This window comes from Bifidobacterium sp. UTBIF-78 (assembly GCF_006408945.1).
GTDB lineage: Bacteria > Actinomycetota > Actinomycetes > Actinomycetales > Bifidobacteriaceae > Bifidobacterium > Bifidobacterium myosotis.
Genome location: NZ_JFAO01000056.1, coordinates 1 through 19,772 on the forward strand (window position 1 = coordinate 1; position 19,772 = coordinate 19,772).

At 58.5% G+C, this 19,772-nt stretch carries 11 protein-coding genes; 4 read left to right on the forward strand and 7 right to left on the reverse strand.

Translation table 11 applies throughout. The annotated features are described in order from the left end of the window. The first annotated feature begins 36 nt into the window (after positions 1-36). Complete coding sequence (locus tag BG22_RS09855; protein ID WP_233428165.1) at positions 37-132, forward strand: hypothetical protein; 96 nt, start codon at positions 37-39, stop codon at positions 130-132. Positions 133-260: 128 nt separating this feature from the next. Here the strand turns inward: BG22_RS09855 and BG22_RS09860 are convergent, their stop codons facing one another. Both BG22_RS09860 and rfbA read right to left on the reverse strand, forming a co-directional pair. Then, on the reverse strand, positions 261-2,684 hold the full coding sequence (locus BG22_RS09860) for a glycosyltransferase (RefSeq protein WP_140495183.1): 2,424 nt from the start codon (positions 2,682-2,684) through the stop codon (positions 261-263). A 15-nt stretch (positions 2,685-2,699) separates the two neighbouring features. Beyond that, positions 2,700-3,584 (reverse strand): glucose-1-phosphate thymidylyltransferase RfbA, encoded by an 885-nt coding sequence (gene rfbA / locus BG22_RS09865; protein WP_140495185.1) that lies wholly within the window; start codon positions 3,582-3,584, stop codon positions 2,700-2,702. 129 nt (positions 3,585-3,713) lie between these two features. On the opposite strand from rfbA, the gene BG22_RS09870 reads away from it, so the two are divergent. After that, complete coding sequence (locus BG22_RS09870; RefSeq protein WP_140495187.1) at positions 3,714-6,743, forward strand: DUF4422 domain-containing protein; 3,030 nt, start codon at positions 3,714-3,716, stop codon at positions 6,741-6,743. An 83-nt stretch (positions 6,744-6,826) separates the two neighbouring features. Here the strand turns inward: BG22_RS09870 and BG22_RS09875 are convergent, their stop codons facing one another. From BG22_RS09875 to BG22_RS09890, 4 genes are all read right to left on the reverse strand, one after another. Further along, the gene (locus BG22_RS09875) at positions 6,827-9,304 is read right to left on the reverse strand and encodes a glycosyltransferase family 2 protein (RefSeq protein WP_140495189.1); all 2,478 of its coding nucleotides are present in this window, start codon (positions 9,302-9,304) and stop codon (positions 6,827-6,829) included. Between the two features lie 90 nt (positions 9,305-9,394). Continuing rightward, positions 9,395-11,908, reverse strand: coding sequence for a glycosyltransferase family 2 protein (locus tag BG22_RS09880; protein WP_140495191.1), 2,514 nt, complete (start codon positions 11,906-11,908; stop codon positions 9,395-9,397). A 43-nt stretch (positions 11,909-11,951) separates the two neighbouring features. After that, complete coding sequence (locus BG22_RS09885; RefSeq protein ID WP_140495201.1) at positions 11,952-13,295, reverse strand: ABC transporter ATP-binding protein; 1,344 nt, start codon at positions 13,293-13,295, stop codon at positions 11,952-11,954. Between the two features lie 13 nt (positions 13,296-13,308). Beyond that, positions 13,309-14,142 (reverse strand): ABC transporter permease, encoded by an 834-nt coding sequence (locus BG22_RS09890; protein ID WP_140495193.1) that lies wholly within the window; start codon positions 14,140-14,142, stop codon positions 13,309-13,311. Between the two features lie 130 nt (positions 14,143-14,272). Between BG22_RS09890 and BG22_RS09895 the strand changes: the two genes are divergently transcribed. Next, complete coding sequence (locus BG22_RS09895; protein ID WP_140495195.1) at positions 14,273-16,198, forward strand: DUF4422 domain-containing protein; 1,926 nt, start codon at positions 14,273-14,275, stop codon at positions 16,196-16,198. 18 nt (positions 16,199-16,216) lie between these two features. Here BG22_RS09895 and BG22_RS09900 read toward each other — a convergent pair whose 3' ends face one another. After that, a complete protein-coding gene (locus BG22_RS09900; RefSeq protein ID WP_140495197.1) occupies positions 16,217-17,392 on the reverse strand; it encodes an acyltransferase in 1,176 nt (391 codons plus the stop codon). A gap of 266 nt (positions 17,393-17,658) precedes the next feature. Here BG22_RS09900 and BG22_RS09905 point away from each other — a divergent pair. Next, the coding region (locus BG22_RS09905; protein ID WP_140495199.1) for an InlB B-repeat-containing protein at positions 17,659-19,772 on the forward strand (2,114 nt) is incomplete at its 3' end.

The window sequence follows — 19,772 nt, forward strand, 5'->3', positions numbered from 1 at the left end:
GAGGCGTTCAACAACCGCATCAAGGTCACCATCCGCATGGCCTACGGCTTCCACCACGTGGACAACCTCATCGCCCTGATCATGCTCCGATGCGGCGGCCTCGACATCCGACTACCAAAGCCCACAACCTAACCCACGAAAACAGCACAAGCCTCAAAAGTGACGACGTCTTTGTATCGGGGCATGTCCATTTCACCTTCGACACCGGGATACGGCTCGTAATTCCGCAGTTCCGTTTGACTTCCTGTTCGCTTCAACAGTTACCGAGCGATCTTGAAATACCCGTCGTACTGGTTGAGATTGATGTTGATGTACCGGCCTCTCTCAAACCCAGCCCACTTCTGGTAGAACCTGAACTGCTCCTGTTCCAGTCGCCGGCGTTTCACCACATCCAAGTCGTCCCGGCCCCTACTGCTACTTTCCCGGTGGTACAGTACGGCATCGGCGTCAAATACGGTCCTGTACCCCGCTTCCTCAGCTTTGAGGCAGAGATCGACATCGCTGTATGACACAACCAAGGACTCATCGAAGCCACCGACCTCGTCGAACACCCGCCGGCTGATCATCTGGCAGGCTCCGGTGACCGCGGCGACGTCCGAGGGCAGTCTCAGCAACTTCATATAGCCTTCATCGTGTTCGGTGAAATTCTGGTTCATGTAGAAGCATCCTCCGGGCGCGACCCAGATGCCTCCGTGCTGGACGAGACCATCGTGGTTGAGCAGTTTAGCGCCGACGACACCGATATCCTTCCGAGCGAAGAAACCAGCCATTGACGCCAACCAGCCGGCATCGCGTATCTCGGTGTCGTTGTTGAGGAACAGCAGCAGATCGCCCGTCGCCTGTTCGGCTCCGTAATTGCAGATGGCGGAGTAGTTGAACCCCTTGCCGGGCCATGTGACGACGCGGACATTGTCATACTTCGATTGGATCGCCTCATAATAGGCGAACGTCCCCGGCTCAGTGCTGTTGTTCTCCACACAGATGACCTCATAACGGTCGCGATCATATTCGGTGATGTTCAACAGCGACTTCAGACATGCCGACAGCAGGTCGACGTGGTCCTTGGTCGGAATCACGATACTGATTTTCGGCGGAATATCCGGGGCATACAGCACCTTGTACGTGCAAGGCTCGTCGCGTTCGACGACCTTTGCGGGGACACCCAGCCCATCAAGATACCGTTGCAGCGCGATTTTGCCAGCGGTGATCGCATAAGGCTTCTTATCCATGCCCGTGCTCGTCGAATTGGCGTGTTCACGCCAGTGGTACAGCACGTAGGGGATGTTCCGCACGACTCTCGCGACAGACACGCATTTCAGTGTGAGATCGTAATCCTGCGCCCCCGAAACGGCGTCGTCGGACAATTCGACTTGGTCCAAGGCATGCCTGCTCACCATCAGCATGTGGGTGATGTAGTTGTAGCCCATCAGCAGATCGGGATTGAATGCGGGCTTGAACACCGGCCACTCGTAGCGTCCGTCCTTGAGATGGTCCTCGTCGCAGTACATGACGTCGATCTCCGGATCGTCCTGCAACGCCGAAACGTACCGGTAAAGAGCGTCCGGCTCGATGACATCATCGTGGTCGACGAAGGCGATGTAGTCACCCTTCGCCTCCTTGATGCCCTTGTTGGTGTTGGAGGCGATAGTCCCATTGGGGATGGTCAGCACGCGGATACGCGGATCATCGTATCCGCCCAATACCCGATCGACTTCCGGGCAGTCGCCGCTGGCGTTCACCAGAATCAGCTCGAAGCGTCCGTAGGATTGCTCGAGCACCGATTGGATCATCTCCTGAAGGAACGGCGCCGGAGTCCGATACACCGGCGTCACCACGCTGATCAGCGGTTGGAATGTCCATTCCTTGACGATCTCGCGCTGGCGCAATACATCCGCGACGGTTGACCTATGGGTCTCCAGCCATTGCATGTAGCCGCCCTCTTGCGAGGCATGGCTCAGTTTGTCGCGGGCACCGCTGAGAAAACCGTCCACATTCGCGGGCAACAGGCATGTGAAGCATCCATCAAAAGCGGCGGACGCGCTCTCACGCGTCGCCGTGATGCACACGGTCGTGTCTGAAGCGCGCAGACGCACCGAGAACGTCATCTCGCGCAGGCGGTTCTTGGAGTCCCGTTGATCGGGCACCACACAATCTTCCATGACCAGCAGATCCCGCCCGATCGGTTCGGCGGCGGCATCCAACACGGCGATCGAATACCGGGCGCCAGAATCGTACGGCGCGGTCATATGGAAGCGACAGACCACCTCATCGGCACCGGCGGGGTACATGCCGGCCACATACAGGTAAGGTTGCCCGGAGAGCAGCCTCTGATCCACATCGCGTATCGATTCCGCCTGCTGGCGGTTGAACCGATACCCGAGATTCGACCTGATTTTCGTGCGCAATGGGGAGAACGTGTATTCCAGCACCGGTCGCGCGGACGGAGCAACGGCATCGAACAAGCGAACGGATAATTCCGTGGCGTCCAGCAAAGGCACCGCGATGACGAAAGTCCGCTCTTCCGCAGTCCTTCGTCCCGTCTCATAGACCATGCACGGAATCTCACGGTGATTCGTGGCAGCGGCCGACGCATAGAGGCGCTCCGACTGCTCCCCGTCGGCCAAGACCTCGATGTACCCCTTGCCGTCGCCTCTGCAGACCCGTACAACACGATAATTCGCCATTGGAATACCCCCTCGTCAGCGAATCAGACGCTCGTCCACAACCTGCTGCAGATGCTTGCCGTAATTGGACTTGCCGTACGCGTGGGCGGCCAACCGCAGCGCGTCCTTGGTGACCCACCCCTGTTCGTACGCAATTTCCTCAGGCACGGAAATGGGCAGGCTCTGCGAACGTTCCACCGAACGCACGAACTCGCTCGCCTCGTACAGCGACTCCATCGTTCCCGTGTCGAGCCAAGCGTAGCCGCGTCCCAACGTGCGGACGTGCAAGCTGCCGTCCTCGAGGTACATGCGGTTGAGGTCGGTAATCTCCAATTCGCCTCGTGCCGATGGTTTCACCCTCTTGGCGTAGTCGACCACCCTGTTGTCATAGAAGTACAGACCCGTCACGGCATAGTTGGACTTGGGCTTGGACGGCTTCTCCTCGATGGAGACGGCCTTGCCGTTCTTATCGAACTCAATCACACCGAACCGTTCGGGATCGTCCACGTAATAGCCGAACACCGTCGACCCGCCCTGTTCGGCCAGCATTACCGCCTCCTTGAGCTGCTTGGACAAGCCGTTGCCGTAGAAGATGTTGTCTCCCAACACCAGCGCGCACGAATCGCCCGCAATGAACTCCTCGCCAAGCAGGAACGCCTGCGCCAAGCCGTCAGGTGAAGGCTGCACCTTGTACGATAGGCTGACACCAAAGCGCGATCCGTCACCCAGCAGACGTTCGAAATTCGGCAGATCATGTGGCGTGGAGATGATCAGAATGTCCCGGATTCCCGCAAGCATCAGCGTGGAAAGCGGGTAGTAGATCATGGGCTTGTCATACACCGGAAGCAACTGCTTCGATGTCACCGACGTCAGCGGATACAATCTCGTTCCTGAGCCTCCGGCCAGGATAATGCCTTTCATCCGTCCTCCTTTTCCGAACGTCGTCTTCCGCAGCATGATACAGACCTCGTATCCATAATCCGCGGACAAGACGTGTCTGTAATAGCGCACGCTAGACTGGACGAAGTATCGACAACCAAGCGAGGTTCCATGCCAACTCTGTCCATTGTTATTCCAGCCTACAACAAGGCCGAATATCTTGATGCCTGCCTCACCAAGCTGGAGCAGCAGACTTTCCCCGATATCGAGATCGTCGTCGTGAACGACAAAAGCCCCGACAATACGAGGGACGTCGTACTCCAGCACCAGCAGAAGGACCGACGCGTCGTGCTCGTGGACCAGCCTGAGAACATGGGTACCTTGGTCGCCAGAAAGACCGGTGCGCTGCATACCCAAGGACGATACGTCACGTTCATGGACCAGGATGACGAACTGGTGCCGGACGCCTGCGAACGCATGCTGACGTCCATGAGCCACGACCCCGTGGATATTCTTCATTTCGGCGTGCAGGTCGATGCCGCCAACGACCTAGCGGCGGAGGCGGCTGCGGGAATGACCGGATACATGACGCCGAAACCGCGTGAACTGTATGGTTCCGCGATTCTGGAGACGGTGTTCGCCGATGATGGGTACGACTGGAACGTGCATCATAAGCTGTACCGGGGCAATCTGGTCCGCAGCGCGCTGGCGGACGTGGAAGATGCCCGGCTCACCAGGCCGGATGACGCCTATCTGTATTTCGCCATCGCCTCCTGTGCGCTCTCATATAGGGCGTTGCCGGATTCCCCGTGGTACATCTATCATCTTGGTCGTGGCGTGACGTTGGGAGACACCCTGACGCTGGATGTGTTCGACGATATCAGTTCCCAGAACGCGAAGGCCCTCTCTTTGGTTCAAGCCTATGTCGAATCGCATGGCGATTCACCGGCGCAGCGCACCGCGTTGAGGAGGCTGCGCACCCAGCTGGTCAGCCATACCATGAATGAGTGGAAGGACAATATCGCGCCGGCAGACAAGCGTGCCGCGTTCGTCATCGCCGCTCGTGCGTGGGGTGCGATCGATCTGGCCGGTGAATTGTACCGTTTCATCAATGACGATGCCTACCGCGCCCGTCAGCACCTGTTCGACAAGTCGGATCAGTCGAGGCAGGCCATCGACAACGTCGATCTGTACCGGCAACTGCTCGACGGGTTGGACCTTTCCGGAGAGAAGACGCAGCGTTTCTCCGACATGCAGCGTGCGGCGCAGACCCAGTTGCAGGCGTTGGACCGTTCCAAGGCCGACAAGGAACGGCAAGACGGCTCCTCGATCCGCATCTTCGTCTCCACGCACAAGGATGTCGATTACCCCCATACCGCCATACTGCAGCCGATTCAGGTCGGTGCGGTCACCGCCGCCAACCGGTTCCCCGACATGCTCCATGACGACCAGGGAGACAACATTTCGGACAGGAACCCCCGGTACTGCGAACTGACCGCCCAGTATTGGGCGTGGAAGAACGTCGACGCCGAATACTACGGCTTCTGCCATTACCGCAGGTACTTCGACTTCTCCGAGACGCCCCATGAGGAAAACATCTACGGCGAGATCATGGATGACTACATTGATGACCATGCAATCCGTGAATATCGCCTCGACGATGCTTCCATGGCGGCTGCCATCAAGGGATACGACGTCATCACCACGCCGTTCAGCAATCTGACCGCCTTCGTTCGGAAGAATGGGACGCCGAAGGGCATGTGGCATGCGGCTCCGAAACTGCATGATCGCGACCTGCGCGCCTGCTACGACATCCTGTGCAGGATGCACCCGGATTACAAGCAGGACGCCGACGCCTTCCTCGCGGGGAAGACCTCCTGCTTCTGCAACATGTTCATCATGCGCAAGCGGATCTTCTTCGACTACTGCGAATGGCTGTTCCCGATTCTGCAGCGGTTCGAGGAAGTCACGGGAACGATGGCCTACAGCAAGGAGGCCCTGCGCACCCCGGGTCATCTCTCCGAGCGACTGTTGAACATATACCTGCTTCATCACCGTCGCACGAACGCCGGGTGGAAGATGAAGCAGCTGCAGTGCGTGCATTTCACCAACCCCGAACGCGAGACCGGTTTGGAGCCGTTGCAGGACATCGAGCCGGAACGCATCGTCCCGGTCATCTTCGCCGCCGACGACAATTATGCGCCTCAGTTGGCTACCACGATCTACTCCGCCATGTCCAACGCGGACACGAGTCGCCATTACGATGTGGTGGTGCTCCAGCGCAACATCTCGTGGGACAAGCAGGAGCGTATGCGCGCGTTCTTCTCCCGGTTCCCCAACATGACGCTGCGGTTCACGAATGTGGACAGAATGATCACCGGCTACAACCTGACCACGAACAACGAGCACATCAGCGTGGAGACGTACTATCGGTTCCTTATCCAGCAGGTCCTGCCGTTCTATGACAAGGTGTTGTACCTAGACTCGGACATCATCATCACCGGGGACATCGCGGAACTGTACGACACGGAACTCGGCGACAACCTTCTCGCGGCGGTTCACGACGTCGACTATCTGGGCAACCTCAACATCAAGGACGGCATCCGCATGAAGTACACCAAGCAGGTGCTCGGCATGACGGACCCGTACTCATACTTCCAGGCCGGCGTGCTGGTGTTGAACACCCAAGCCATGCGCGAGCACTACTCCTTCAGCCAGTGGCTCGAATACGCCTCCGACGCGAGTCTCATCTACAACGATCAGGATGTGCTGAACGTCCATTGCGAGGGCAAGGTCACGTACCTGCCGTGGGAATGGAATGTGGTTCATGACTGCGCGAACCGTGTGGCGAACGTCTTCTCGTTCGCGCCCAATGACGCCTATGACGCGTATATCGAGTCGCGCGAGCATCCGAAGATCATCCACTACGCCGGCTTCATCAAGCCGTGGACGGATCCCGACTGCGATTTCGCGAGCATCTATTGGCGTTATGCGCGGGAGACGCCGTTCTACGAGCGGCTGCTCAAGAAGGTGTCGGCATCAGTCGTCGGGACACCGCGGACTGTATCCAAACCGCGGCATGAACGCGCCGTGGCGGAAAAGAGCCCCATCCGCAAGATCGTCGATCCCATCGCGCCGATCGGCTCCGAGCGGCGCGAGCTGCTCAAGGCCGTCGGCAGGCTGGTCCGGCACCGCAAGTAGCGGCAAGCCGTAACTGCGATGTAAAAAGTGTGGCCGGAACGCGGCGAAACAGCGTTCCGGCCACACCGAGGCCACAACTGGCGTCAACCTCTGAAGATTTTACAGTTGCCGTCGCATTGGTCGAGGTTGATGTTGATGAACCGACCGGGTTGGAAGACAGGATTCCATTTGAAGAAGAAGCGTCCGTACTCCTCGGAGCGAATCCGCTTGCCGGCGTCGCTCTCGTCCCGGCCTCGTGACGTGTGCTCATTGTGATACAGGCGGGCGCGGGGCTCGAACACGGTCACGAAGCCCTCCTGTTCCGCCTTGAGGCACAGGTCGATGTCGTTGAGGTCGACCAAAAGGCTTTCGTCGAAGCCGCCGATACGGTCGAACAACGATCGGCGGATCATCTGGCAGGCGCCGGTCACCGCAACGGGGTCATACGGGTACCTCATGGTGTCCATATAGCCGCTGTCGTCGGCGCCGAGGTCGTATCCCATGTAACCCACGTCGTTCGTGGACAGCCAGACGCCGCCATGTGAGACGATACCGTCCCTGCAGATCAGTTTGGCACCGACGACGCCCACATCGGGGCGGCCCATGAAGTTCACCATCGCGCCCAGCCATTCTGGCGAAATCACCTCGGTGTCGTTGTTCAGGAGCAGGATGATCTCGCCGTCGGAGTGAGCGGCGCCGAAGTTGCAGATCGCGGAGTAGTTGAAACCGTGTCCGGGCCAACGGACCACATGGACCTTGTCGGACTCCTTTTCGACATGCTCGTAGTATGCGAACGTCTCAGGCTCGACACTGTTGTTTTCCACCAGAACGATGTCATAATTGCGGTATTCGGTCTTCTCCAGGACGGCGTTGACGCAGTTCGCGAGCATAGTGGCATGGTCTTTGGTGGGGATGACGATGCTCACCTTGGGGTCATGGTCCATGAGGTAACGGGTGCGGTAGCGGAACGGGAACTCCGATTTCTCGACTTTGGCCTTCACCCCGATGCGTTCGAAATGACGGCTCAGCGCCAGTCTGCCGGCCTCGTCCGCATATGGCTTGCTCCCCGCATTGCTGCTGGTCGAATTCGGATGGATGCGCCAGTGGTACAGCACGTAGGGCACGTTCCTGATGGACCGGGCCACCTCGGAGCATTTGAGGATCATGTCGTAGTCCTGCGCGCCCGTCACATCGGCGCCGGACAGTTCGATCCTCGAAAGCGCATGCCGGCTGACCATCAGCATATGGGTGATGTAGTTGTAGGAATACAGCCAATCCCTGTTGAACCCCGGTTTGAAGAACGGCCTGTCGTACCGCCCGTTGTCGAGCCGGTCCTCGTCGCAGTACAGCAGGTCAGCCTCGCGGTCGTCCTGCATGATCGCGACGTACTGGTACAGGGTGTCCGGTTCGATGACGTCGTCGTGGTCGACGAACGCCACATAATCGCCGGTGGACGTCGCTATGCCGACGTTTGTGTTCTCCGCGATGCTATTGTTCTCCGCTTCGATCACGCGGATGCGCGGATCATCATAGCATGCCAGAACCTGCTTCACGGAAGCATTGTCCCCGCTGACATTGACCAGAACGAGTTCGAAATCCTCGTACGACTGGGCCAGAACCGAATCGATCATCGCCGTCAGATATTCCTGCGGGGTGTTGAACAGCACCGACACGACGCTGACCTTCGGCCGGTACTCCCACCGGGATATTACACGTTTTTCGGCGCTCAGATCGTCGGCGCCCGCCCGGCGGCGTTCGAACCATGCGGGATAACCGGGATCCTGGTAGGCGTTACGGGTGTTGTTCAATGCGCCGTTGACAAACCCCTGGAATATCGGCGGAGTGATGCAGGCGAAATTGCCGTACGCCGAACCGGCCGGTGCGTCCTGCGTCGTTTCCGTCGCCTCGATGCAGATGGTCCGTGGTTCGAGCGGGATGCGTACGGCGTAGACCCGTTCCCATGCCTTCGCGTAGAGGTCCCCGCGCGAGATTGCATCACTGTCCTTGATCACCATCGGTTCCGTGTCGATGACATTCGCGGAATCATCCAATACACGGATGGAGAGTCCCTGCTCGGACCGCTGGGGGAACCCCACTGTGAACCGACATGAAACCTCCGAATCGCTGACGGGGTAAATGCCGGTCACATACACGTACGGGGCGAACGCGACGCGACGCTGATCGATACCACGGATCCGATACGCCTCCTCGGCGTGGAATTTATAGGACAGTCGTGACTGTATCTTGCTGGGAAGCGGCTTGAAGGGAAACTCGAACACGGGTTTGGCGCTTCCCGCCGAACCGTCATAGACACGGACCTGCAGATCGGTGCCATCAAGCAGGGGGACGGCCACCACACATGAGCCGATACCGCTGCCGTCGGACGCATGCTCGTCGCCGGCACGACGCGCCGCCACGGCGTCCTCCCCGGGGAACCCGAACGGATAGACGCCGCACGCGATGCGCTGCCCATTTGCGGCAGTCGCCATCGCGGACAATCGTTCAGGACACAGCCCCTCGCCCTCTATTTTGATGTAGCCTTTGCCATCGCCCCGGCACAGGCGCTTGATGGAATACGACATACCTCTCCATTCGTAAGCTGACTATCCCTCAGAATACCGCAGACGTCTCTGTGCCTAGGAGACATGACAGCGGAGAGGCGATCTTCGCGGCTACGCGAGCTTATAGCGTCCCTCCATCTGATTGAGGTTCCTGTTGATGTATTTCCCGGGTTCGACGGTGTGGTTCCATCTCATGAAGAAACGGGCGTACTCCTCGATAGAGCGCCTCGCCTTCGCCGGGTCCAGTTCGTCCCGGCCACGGCTCGAATGCTCATTGTGGCGAAGCATCGCCTGCGGATCGAACACGGTCAGGTAACCGGCCTGCCCCGCCTTCAGGCAGAGGTCGACGTCGTTGAGAGTCACTTCCAGGTCCTCGTCGAACCCGCCGATCTTCTCGAATACCGACCTGCGGATCATCTGACAGGCGCCCGTGACCGCAGCGCAATCCACCGGATAATGCAGGGTCTCCAAGTAGCCGCCGTCATCCATGGGCAGCATATTGCCCATGTATCCGACATGGTCGCGCGCGACCCACACGCCTCCGTGCTGGACCAGTCCATCGCCGTATATCAGCTTCGCGCCGACGACGCCGACTTCGGGGCGGGCGAAGAAGCCGCTCATGGATCGCAACCAGCTGTCGTTCACCACCTGAGTGTCGTTGTTGAGGAACAGGATCAGGTTGCCGTCGCTGTGCGCCGCACCGTAATTGCAAATGGCGGAATAGTTGAATCCGTGTCCTGGCCATGTGACGACATGGACCTGTTTGTGCTCTCGCTGAATCCGCTCGTAGAACTCGAAGGTTCGCTGTTCGGTACTGTTGTTCTCGACCAACGTCACGTCGTAGATCAGCGACGAATCGGCATCGTTCGCGTCCAAGGATGCGAATACGGATTCCAGGCATCGGTTCAGCAGATCGACATGGTCTTTGGTCGGGATGACGATGTTCACCTTCGTCGGTTTGTCATGGACATACTCGGTGAGGTATCGGAACACCCGCTCCGATTCATGCACGTGTGCAGTGACCCCTATACGTTGGAAATGCCGTTCCAGTGCTCTGAGACCGGCCCCCTCCGCATAGGGCTTGCTGTCCGGGTTGACGCTGGTTGAATTCCGGTGGACCCTCCAGTGGTATAGCACATAAGGAATCGCGTGGATGGACCGTGCGACCTCAGCCACCTTCAAGGTCAGATCGTAGTCCTGGGCACCGGAGACGTCCGCGGGCGAAAGCTCCACTTGCTGGAGCGCATGGCGGCTCACCATCAGCATGTGGCAGATGTAGTTCGAGGCCAGTAGCATGTCCGGATTGTACTGGGGTTTGAACACCGGATTGCGGTACTCGCCATCGATTAACTGGTCCTCGTCGCAGTACATCAGGTCCGTGTCGGAATCGGCGTTGATTTGCGCGACGTACCGGTACAGCGCATCAGGCTCGATGACGTCGTCATGGTCTACGAACGCGATGTAGTCTCCGGTCGCGCTGTTGAGTCCGACGTTGGTGTTCTCGGCGATGCTCCTGTTGGGGGCTGTGACGGTTCTGATACGAGTGTCGTCGTATTCGGCCAGTACGGACTTGATAGAACCTGTGGAGTCTCCCGCGTTGACGAGCACGAGCTCGAAATGAGGATATGACTGCGCAAGCACGGAGTTCAACAGCATGCGAAGATACTCCGCAGGCGTCTCATACAACACCGCTACGATGCTGATCAGCGGACGGAGCTTCCACCCGGCACACAATTCGCGTTGCCGTTCGACGTCCGCATCGGTCGATCGGTGGTAGTCCAGCCAAGATCCGTAACCCGAATCATACATGACATTCCGTGCCTCATCCATGGCACGGTTCACCAACTGGTGATATCTGAACGGCAGTACCTCGTCGAAATTGCCGTCGTGGTAGCCTGCGTCGCCATCCCGATCAGCATCCTTACTGGCGAATCGTTCGGCCCATACGCAGAGCATGTCGACGCCGGCGTCCATGACAAGCGCGTAGGTGACCTCGTGAAGCAGATTGTTGCCATCCCTGCGGTCGGGAATCACGCAATCCTCAAGAACCATCGGTTCCAGTGGAACGTCGTTGCCCGAAGCGTCACACGCCTTGAGCAGGTAGCCGCACTCATTCTCCTCGTAAGGGAATGAGACGTGGATGCGCCATGACAGCTTATCGGGCGTAACCGGATAGATGCCGGCCACATTCACTACGGGTCGTCCAGAGGAATGACGATGTTCGATATCCCTGATCTTGTAAGCATCCTGACCGTGGAAACGGTACGTCAGACGGGATCGTATTTTCGTCTCCAATGGTTTGAACGGGAAGGAGAACACTGTGTTCCCGGTCTTGGCATCGTATATGTTGACCGATAAATCGGCTCCGTCAAGCAGCGGAACCACAGCCACGAACGCGTACGACAATGCATCGGCCGACGAATCACCGTCCCTGCCGCTGGCGTGTGCCGATGCCGCATGATCCTCACCCGGCATCGGCAACGGATACAGCTGACAAGGCACTGTCGCTTGTCCCTTGACTTCCGCCGAGGCGCGGAGCGATGCCGCCGGAATGGCACTCCGAATCAGCGTGTATCCCTTGCCATCGCCGCGGCACAGCATCTTGATTGTGAAATCGGTACCCATAACGCCCTATCTGTTTCCATGTATGTCTGGGTATGTCTGGTTGTTATGCCCGGCTGGAATCCTCTTCGCCGTCATCATCATTGTGGAATCGAGAGATGGCCTTTGCACCTGCGATGGGGGTGAAAGCCATCGAATAATTGTTGATGAGAGCGAAGTTCTCAGCACCCTTGGGATCGTTGACCACGAAGTCGCAGGAGTTGTCGTCGTTGCTGAAGCCGATCATCTCCACCTGCTTGGGGTTCTCCTTCTCGTACGTGTGCAGCGAGGCGATGATGCGGAACTGCCCGTTGTCGAACAGGCGCATGGGCGCGGCGAAACGCACCTTATGCCGCCCGTATTCTGACAGGTCGAAGTTCTCGGCGAAGGAGACGCCGCCGCGCCGAGTATCGTGCATCGACACCGCCATATAGAACGGGGTACCAGGTTCGTCAAACTCGTATTCGACGTCGAAGACGAAGTCCTCGTCGATCCTGCTGGCGGGGTCACCCACAGCCCGCACGTTCAGCACCGGAACCCGCTCGCTCAGACCGGTGGGGTATTCGGACACCGGCTCGTCCTTCTTGACCTCCACGATCTTCTTGGCCTTCAGGTTCTCCAGCGTGTAGCGGTCCGCCACGTCGTTCTTGTTGCCGCTGACGATGATCTCGCCGTCCTTGATGAGGATGGCCTTGTTGCAGTACTTCTTGACCGCGTCCATCGAGTGGGTGACCAGGATGACGGTCTTCGTGGGGTCCTTGCGAATCTCGGCGAAGAAGTTGTCGCATTTGCGCTGGAACGCCTCGTCGCCGACGGCGAGCACCTCATCGAGGACTAGGATGTCGCCCTGCGCCTTGATCGCGACGGAGAACGCGAGTCGCACCTGCATGCCGGACGAGTAGTTCTTGAGCTTCTGATCCATGAAGTCGCCGAGCTCAGCGAAATCGACGATATCGTCGTACATCGCGTCAATCTCCTCGCGACTAAAGCCGAGGAGCGCGCCGTTGAGGTACACGTTCTCACGGCCGGTCAGCTCCGGGTTGAAACCGACGCCGAGCTCGATGAACGGCACGAGCTTGCCCTTGACCGTCACACGGCCCTTTTCGGGCATGTAGATCTGCGAGATGATCTTGAGCAGCGTGGACTTGCCGGAGCCGTTGCGGCCCACAATGCCGAAGAAGTCGCCCTGATGCACCTCGAAGTTGATGTCGCGCAGCACCTGCTGCTCGGTGTAGCCCTTGACGCCGCGCGTCCAGTTGAGGAACGCCATCTTGAGTCCCGTGGCCTGCTCGGTGGGCAGGCGGAACGACTTGGCGACGTGCTCGACCTTGAGCACGACCGGACGGTCGTCGTTGGTATTCTCGTCAACGTTGTGCATGGTCTTCTTCTCCACGGTTTTCGGCTCGGTCATGGCATCACCCATATCACAACACCTCCGCGAACTTCGCGCTGTACTTGCGGAACACATGGATGCCGGCCCACAGCACGATCACGGACAGCACGTACGGCAGCAGGCACAGCCACCGGTTGTCAATCATCGACCAGATTGTCGGCACGTATTCCGGCGAGAGCAGGTTGTGGCGGATATCCATGATCGTCTGCGTGGTGGGCGAGAGCATAAGCAGGTCGGCCGCCCAGTGGAACTCGGGGTTCTTCTGGACCATCGAGATCGGGTAGATGATAGGCGTCGCGTAGAACATCGCCTGAAGGAGGACCTCCCAGATATGCCCAATGTCGCGGAAATATACATACAGCGAGCCGAGCAGCAACGCCACGCCGAGCGAGATCGCGTACAGCTGGATGATGCTGGGGATGACCAGAATCACACGCCAGGTGTAGTGGGCGTGCGCGAACGTGCCGAACAGGATTACGACGCACAGGTTAATCGCCAGCGAGATCATCGAGCCCATCGTCGTCGAAGCCACGATGATGTAGTTCGGGAAGTGGATCTTGCGCAGCAGGTCGCCGCGGTCGACGATCGCGCGCATGCCCATACTCGTCGATTCGGAGAAGAACTGCCACAGGCAGGTGCCGCACAGCAGGGAAATTGGGAACGTCGGCGTGCCGTCAGAGAACTTGAGGAACTTGACGAACACCACATACATGACGGCGAACAGCATCAACGGCTGCAGCACCGACCACAGCACGCCGAGGAAGGAGCCCTGATAACGCAGCTTGAAGTTGGTCTTCACCAGCTCTTTGAATACGATCAGCGCGTAGCGGTAGCGCTCCTGGAGGCTCTTGACTAGGTTCTTCACAAACGTCCTATCTTAACTCATGCGTATCCCATGCGAAACTTTCGGGGACGGATCTGCCGCCGGCCGCTCGGCACTCCCATATATTCTAAAGTGTTAGTCGTATTTGTCGAAGCAGGACGGAGTACTACACATGGCTCTTACAGCACAGCCTTCCAATCCGCGGCAGTCGGCCCGTATCAGGCTGTTCGTGTCGGCGCACAAGCCGTCGGTCGTTCCGGACGGGGAGAGCATCGTGCCGGTTCAGGTGGGTGCGGTTTCGGCGCCGAGGCTGTTCGCGGACATGCTGCACGACGATGACGGCGAGAACATCTCCGAGAAGAACCCGATGTACTGCGAGCTCACGGCCCAGTACTGGGCATGGAAGAACGCCGACGCCGACTACTACGGCTTCTGCCACTACCGCCGCTACTTCGACTTCACCGATATCGACCACAAGCAGAATGATTACGGTGAGATCATCGACTCGTACATCGACGAACGGGCAATCGCCGAATACGGGCTGGACGACTACAGCATCGCCCGCGCGGTGGATGGCTGGGACGTAATCACTTCCCCGGTCAACGACGTGCGCGCGTTCGGCGGCTTCGGCAATCTCAAGGAGCACTGGGACGGCGACAGCCATCTGCGCCTGAAGGATCTGCGCCACATGTACGACATCCTGTGCGAGCGCCATCCTGACTACCGAGAGGATGCGGACGCGGTGTTGGACGGCCGAAAAGCGTGCTTCTGCAACATGTTCATCATGCGCAAGGCGATTTTCCAGGACTACTGCGCGTGGTTGTTCCCGCTCTTGGACGAATTCGTCGCGGGCTGGGATTATTCGCGTGCTGACGTGCAGACGCTGCGCACGCCGGGGCATCTAGCGGAACGGTTGCTCAATATCTATATCGCGCATCACCGGCGTGTGGCGGAAGCTGCGGGCGAGAATGGTGCCGCTCGCGCGTGGAAGATCAAGCAGCTGCAGTGCGTGCACTTCACGCACCCCGAGCCGGTCGGTTCGCTGGAACCGCTGGACCGTAACCCGCGCGACGTCGTACCGGTGATCTTCGCGGCGGACGACAATTACGTGCCGATGCTCACCACCACGATCTACTCGATGCTGAGGAACGCGAATCTGGAGCGCTTCTACGACATGATCGTGCTGGAACGCGACATCTCCGAACAGAACAAGCGGAGCATCACGCAGTTCCTCTCGTCGTTTGCGAATGCGGAGGTCCGCTTCTTCGACGTGAGCCGTGTGATCGCCGGATACCATCTGACCACGAACAACGCGCATATCAGCGTGGAGACCTACTACCGGTTCATCATCCAGGATGCGTTGCCGTTCTATTCGAAGATTCTGTACCTCGACTCCGATCTCGTCGTCAACGGCGACATCGCGGAACTGTACGATACGCCGCTCGGCGATTGCGCGATTGGCGCGGTGCGCGACCTCGACTTCCTCGGCAATCTCAACATGAAGGACGGCAAGCGTCTGGAATATGCGGATACGCAACTGGGCATGAAGCAGCCGTACGGCTACTTCCAGGCGGGTGTGCTGGTGATGAACCTCGACCGCATGCGGGATTTGCACACCGTGGACGAGTGGCTGGAGATCGCGTCGCGTCCCGGCTTCATCTACAACGACCAGGACATCCTCAACATGGAGTGCGAGGGCTTGGTGGCCTATCTCCCGTATGAATGGGATGTGATGCACGACTGTGCCGACCGCGTGCAAGGCGTGTTCGCCTACGCGCCGGCGGAGGTATTCCGCGGGTATATGGCCTCGCGCAAGGCACCGAAGATCGTGCATTACGCCGGCTTCGACAAGCCGTGGAAGAACCCGTGGTGCGATTTCGGCCCGCTATATTGGAGCTATGCGCGCCAGACGCCGTTCTCGCTCCAGATGATGGCGATGCTTGCGGGCGTGGCGAAGCCGAAGCCCCTCGCGCATCATGAGCGGGCGATCGCGGAGGACAGCCCGATCAGGAAGTATGCGGATGTGGTCGCCCCCAGCGGGTCGAAGCAGCGCGAGCTGCTGAAGGTCGTGGCGCGGAAGTTACAGGGAAAAAAGTGACGCGGCCAAACTACAGCGTCATCGTGCTCTATGCCGTCCTTGCGATTCGCGATGACGAACAGGCATCTTAGTAAGCAGTAGCCAATGCCCCACGATTGGGACTCGTGACAGGATTATGGTTGCGGCAAGAGAAGGCACGAAGGCGGCAACGGAATAGATGACGAAGTTGAGCCAGTTGTGATTTGTCGGGTGCCAGAAGAACGCCAGTTTCCAGATGATCGGAAAATGAAAGATGTAGATTCCGTATATGTATTGTGAGAACCTGCCTAGTATCACCACCACTTGGCGTGGTAATGGATTGTCCTTTCCGATTACTCGGTGAATGATGGCAAACGTCATAAGCACGGCAAAGGCAAGAAAAACATCGTTAACTGCGTACTCGGGCAGTTGAGGCTTCCCGACGGGCCCATTCATCAGCCAGAAGTATCCTTCACCGATGAGAGCAACGAAGGAAGCCACAAGCAAAACCACTACAGTCGAAAAACGCATATGGGCGAATAATCCGCGACGTATGGCATACCCAATAAGTAGAGGAACAAAGGTGTAAGCCAAATCGGAGACAATCGAATCGTACGCTATCTCAATATGAATGGGACGTCCGGCGATTTCCATAAGTTTCTCGGCGGTGGGTGCCACGGAACGATAGACGACAATCATTGCAATGAAGAACAGCAGATAGCGTTCAGTATGGGTTTCCTCAACTTTTCTCAAGGCCATGGCGAGCAGAGGTAATGCACAGTACGTGCCTACAATCATCTGAAGATACCAGATGTGGCCCATAGGCGGCTGAGAGAGAAACAACGCGGATTTGACCACTTCGGTCAGAGTAACATCATGTGCTATTCCGAACTGTCTTACGCCGCACATGACAAGGTTCCAAAACTCGAATGAGACAAACACTGGCAAAAGATTGCGTTTGACGAACCGTTCAAGATTGAGTCCCGTGTAGTCTCGGCCAAGCATCAAATAGCCGGTGATGGCGAGAAATAGGGGAACCCCCAATTGACAGGTCATCTGTACGAATTGTGTGAGTAGACGCATAATAATCGTCGCGTGTTCGCGCCCAACGCCCAGAGACAGGGGAACGGTCTGAGGCAGCGAGTGAATACCTATCACACAGAAAATGGCCAGAGCCCGGATGACATCGATGCCGACGTCTCGTGAATAATGCGCAGTTGGCTCATGTAGGTTCATAGTGTGCAACTATACTGTCGGTAATGTATTGCCGTTATGCGTGAATTATTCGCTGTTTGCAATTGTTATATAACGTTATGGTGCCTTGCCGCGAGAATCAGGTCAGTGAAGACGATTACGAGTGAATCGGATTTGTAGATTTGAGTCAAGCGTGTTGGTTCGTTCCCCCCCCCTGTCGGGGACATGCTATGTCATGTGCATGTTCCATGTGATTGCATTCTGCTTGTTTGTTGTTTCCTGTGTCCCTAGAAGAAAGGTTCCTGACTATGACAGGAAACAACAAGGTTTGGCGCGCGCCGCTCGCCGGCCTCGCCTCGGTCGCGATGATCGCCACGATGGGCGTCGCCGCGTCGACCGCGAACGCCGATGTCGTTGATTCGGCCCACGCGGTCGATGATTCCGCGGCCACGACCAATTTCAGCATTGGCGTGTACGATGCCGCTAAGCCGTACCAGTTCGCCACCGCCGCGAACGGTGCCTTGGATTACTTCAGCGGCTACTCCTACGGTGACACGTTCACCGAGCTTGCCGCTCTGGCGAACCCGTTCACCGCGAAGGATGACCACAAGGTCCTGACGGGCTACTCCTACGATCAGGGCGGTACGAAGGTGGCGTCCGCTGACGGCATCGCCGTCAAGGGAGACACCAAGCTGTACGCCCAGTCCAAGAAGGCGTTCACCGTCACGTTCAAGGGCGGCGCTTCCACTGCTGACCAGACGATCGAGGTGGCTGAGGGCCAGCCGATCACCGCTGCCGACTACTACGGCAAGAGCTTCGGCTCCGTGTATGACGCCGCCAGCAACAAGTACGTCGCCGTGTCCGAGCCGACTTCCGTTGATGCCGGTTACGTGTTCGTGGGTTGGACGCTGTCCAACCACGCCGATAGCGAGGACCTGTACCAGGGTGAGGCCATCACCGCCGACACGACCCTGTACCCGAAGTTCGAGAAGTTCACCGACTACGGCACCGCGCCGGGCACCGCCGCGAACCAGAACGTCGCCCAGATCGAGCTTCAGGACGCCCAGACCGGCGCTTGGACCACGAAGTACACGTACGCCGACCAGGCGTTCCCGGAGTACCGCGCTGACCCGGAGGACGGCTTCCAGTGGCAGCTCGGCACCGGTGACGACGCCTCCGGCACCGAATACGATTTCAAGACGGCCGTGAAGAACGCGGTCCGCGACTGGAACGCGAACGATCTCAAGCTGTTCGCCGTGGCCAACGCGTCCGACAACGATTGGACCGTCGTCTACCACTTCAACGGCATTAAGGACAGCGCCGTCAAGGACGTGAACCCGACCAACGACGGCGCCAAGGCTGATGCGACCTCCGGCAGCGGCATTTGGAAGAAGAACACGACCGCCGATGGCAAGGCCGTACAGCCCGGCGATCCGGCCAAGAAGGGCGCGGAGTTCACCGGCTGGTACCAGTCGGACAATGACGCTCCGTTCGACTTCAACGTGTCCGTGTCCTCCCAGGTCGAGAAGCAGTCCGGTTCCAAGACCGTGAACCTGTACGCCGGCTGGGACACCGAGAACATCGCCGCGGTCGCCTACTACTACAACTACGATCCCGCTACTGAATCTCTTTGGAACCAGTCCACCACGGATCTGACCGACGCCAAGGGCAACAAGGTCGTCTCCAAGAAGACCGGCAAGGCGCTGAACTACCAGACCAAGAACAAGGCCATCGCCGAGCCGACCGGTGTGGAGGACTACTTCCAGACCACCAAGGACGTCGACTACGGCACCTACACGAAGCGCACGGTGACCTCTTGGAACGGCGTGCTGTCCGGCATCAAGGTCTCCAAGGTCACCGCCGATGTCTCCGTGTACGCGAAGTGGGAGAGCGGAGATTCCATCCTGCTCGACGCGAACGGCGGCACTTGGTCCGACACCGGTGCCAACCACTCGCGCTACGTGTCCAAGACCGACTCCCAGAAGTGGGCTGACGTGGTGGCCACGCCGACCCGCGACGGCTACACCTTCCTCTACTGGGAAGGCAAGAACCTGCCTGGCACCAGCGCGACGACCAAGAGCTACGCGAACCTGTCCGACGGCTACTACTACACCTTCGTCGGCCCCTTCAGCAAGACCGGTTTGAAGAAGTCCTCCTTCAAGATCATTGATGGTGACACCCTTCGTGCGGTCTGGGCTTCCACGGACAACCAGAAGGTGTATGCGCTGCATGACAACCCGCGTCTGGGCGGCCTGAACAAGCAGGACGACTACGCCCTGTGGGCGAAGTACGCGAAGAGCGAGGCCACTTGGAAGTCCTACGTGGACACCTGGTACAGCCTTGAGCCGGAGTTCATCGCGCTGAACGATCTCACCGGTCAGGCTAAGATCGACGCCGCCTCCAAGCTGGCCGCGAAGTACGA

Bases quoted from the DNA above. Each gene is read 5' to 3' on its own strand.
- BG22_RS09895 (WP_140495195.1), top strand. From the start codon at position 14,273: ATGGCTCTTACAGCACAGCCTTCCAATCCGCGGCAGTCGGCCCGTATC.
- BG22_RS09855 (WP_233428165.1), top strand. From the start codon at position 37: ATGGCCTACGGCTTCCACCACGTGGACAACCTCATCGCCCTGATCATG.
- BG22_RS09885 (WP_140495201.1), bottom strand. From the start codon at position 13,295: ATGACCGAGCCGAAAACCGTGGAGAAGAAGACCATGCACAACGTTGAC.
- rfbA (WP_140495185.1), bottom strand. From the start codon at position 3,584: ATGAAAGGCATTATCCTGGCCGGAGGCTCAGGAACGAGATTGTATCCG.
- BG22_RS09900 (WP_140495197.1), bottom strand. From the start codon at position 17,392: ATGAACCTACATGAGCCAACTGCGCATTATTCACGAGACGTCGGCATC.
- BG22_RS09870 (WP_140495187.1), top strand. From the start codon at position 3,714: ATGCCAACTCTGTCCATTGTTATTCCAGCCTACAACAAGGCCGAATAT.
- BG22_RS09860 (WP_140495183.1), bottom strand. From the start codon at position 2,684: ATGGCGAATTATCGTGTTGTACGGGTCTGCAGAGGCGACGGCAAGGGG.
- BG22_RS09880 (WP_140495191.1), bottom strand. From the start codon at position 11,908: ATGGGTACCGATTTCACAATCAAGATGCTGTGCCGCGGCGATGGCAAG.
- BG22_RS09875 (WP_140495189.1), bottom strand. From the start codon at position 9,304: ATGTCGTATTCCATCAAGCGCCTGTGCCGGGGCGATGGCAAAGGCTAC.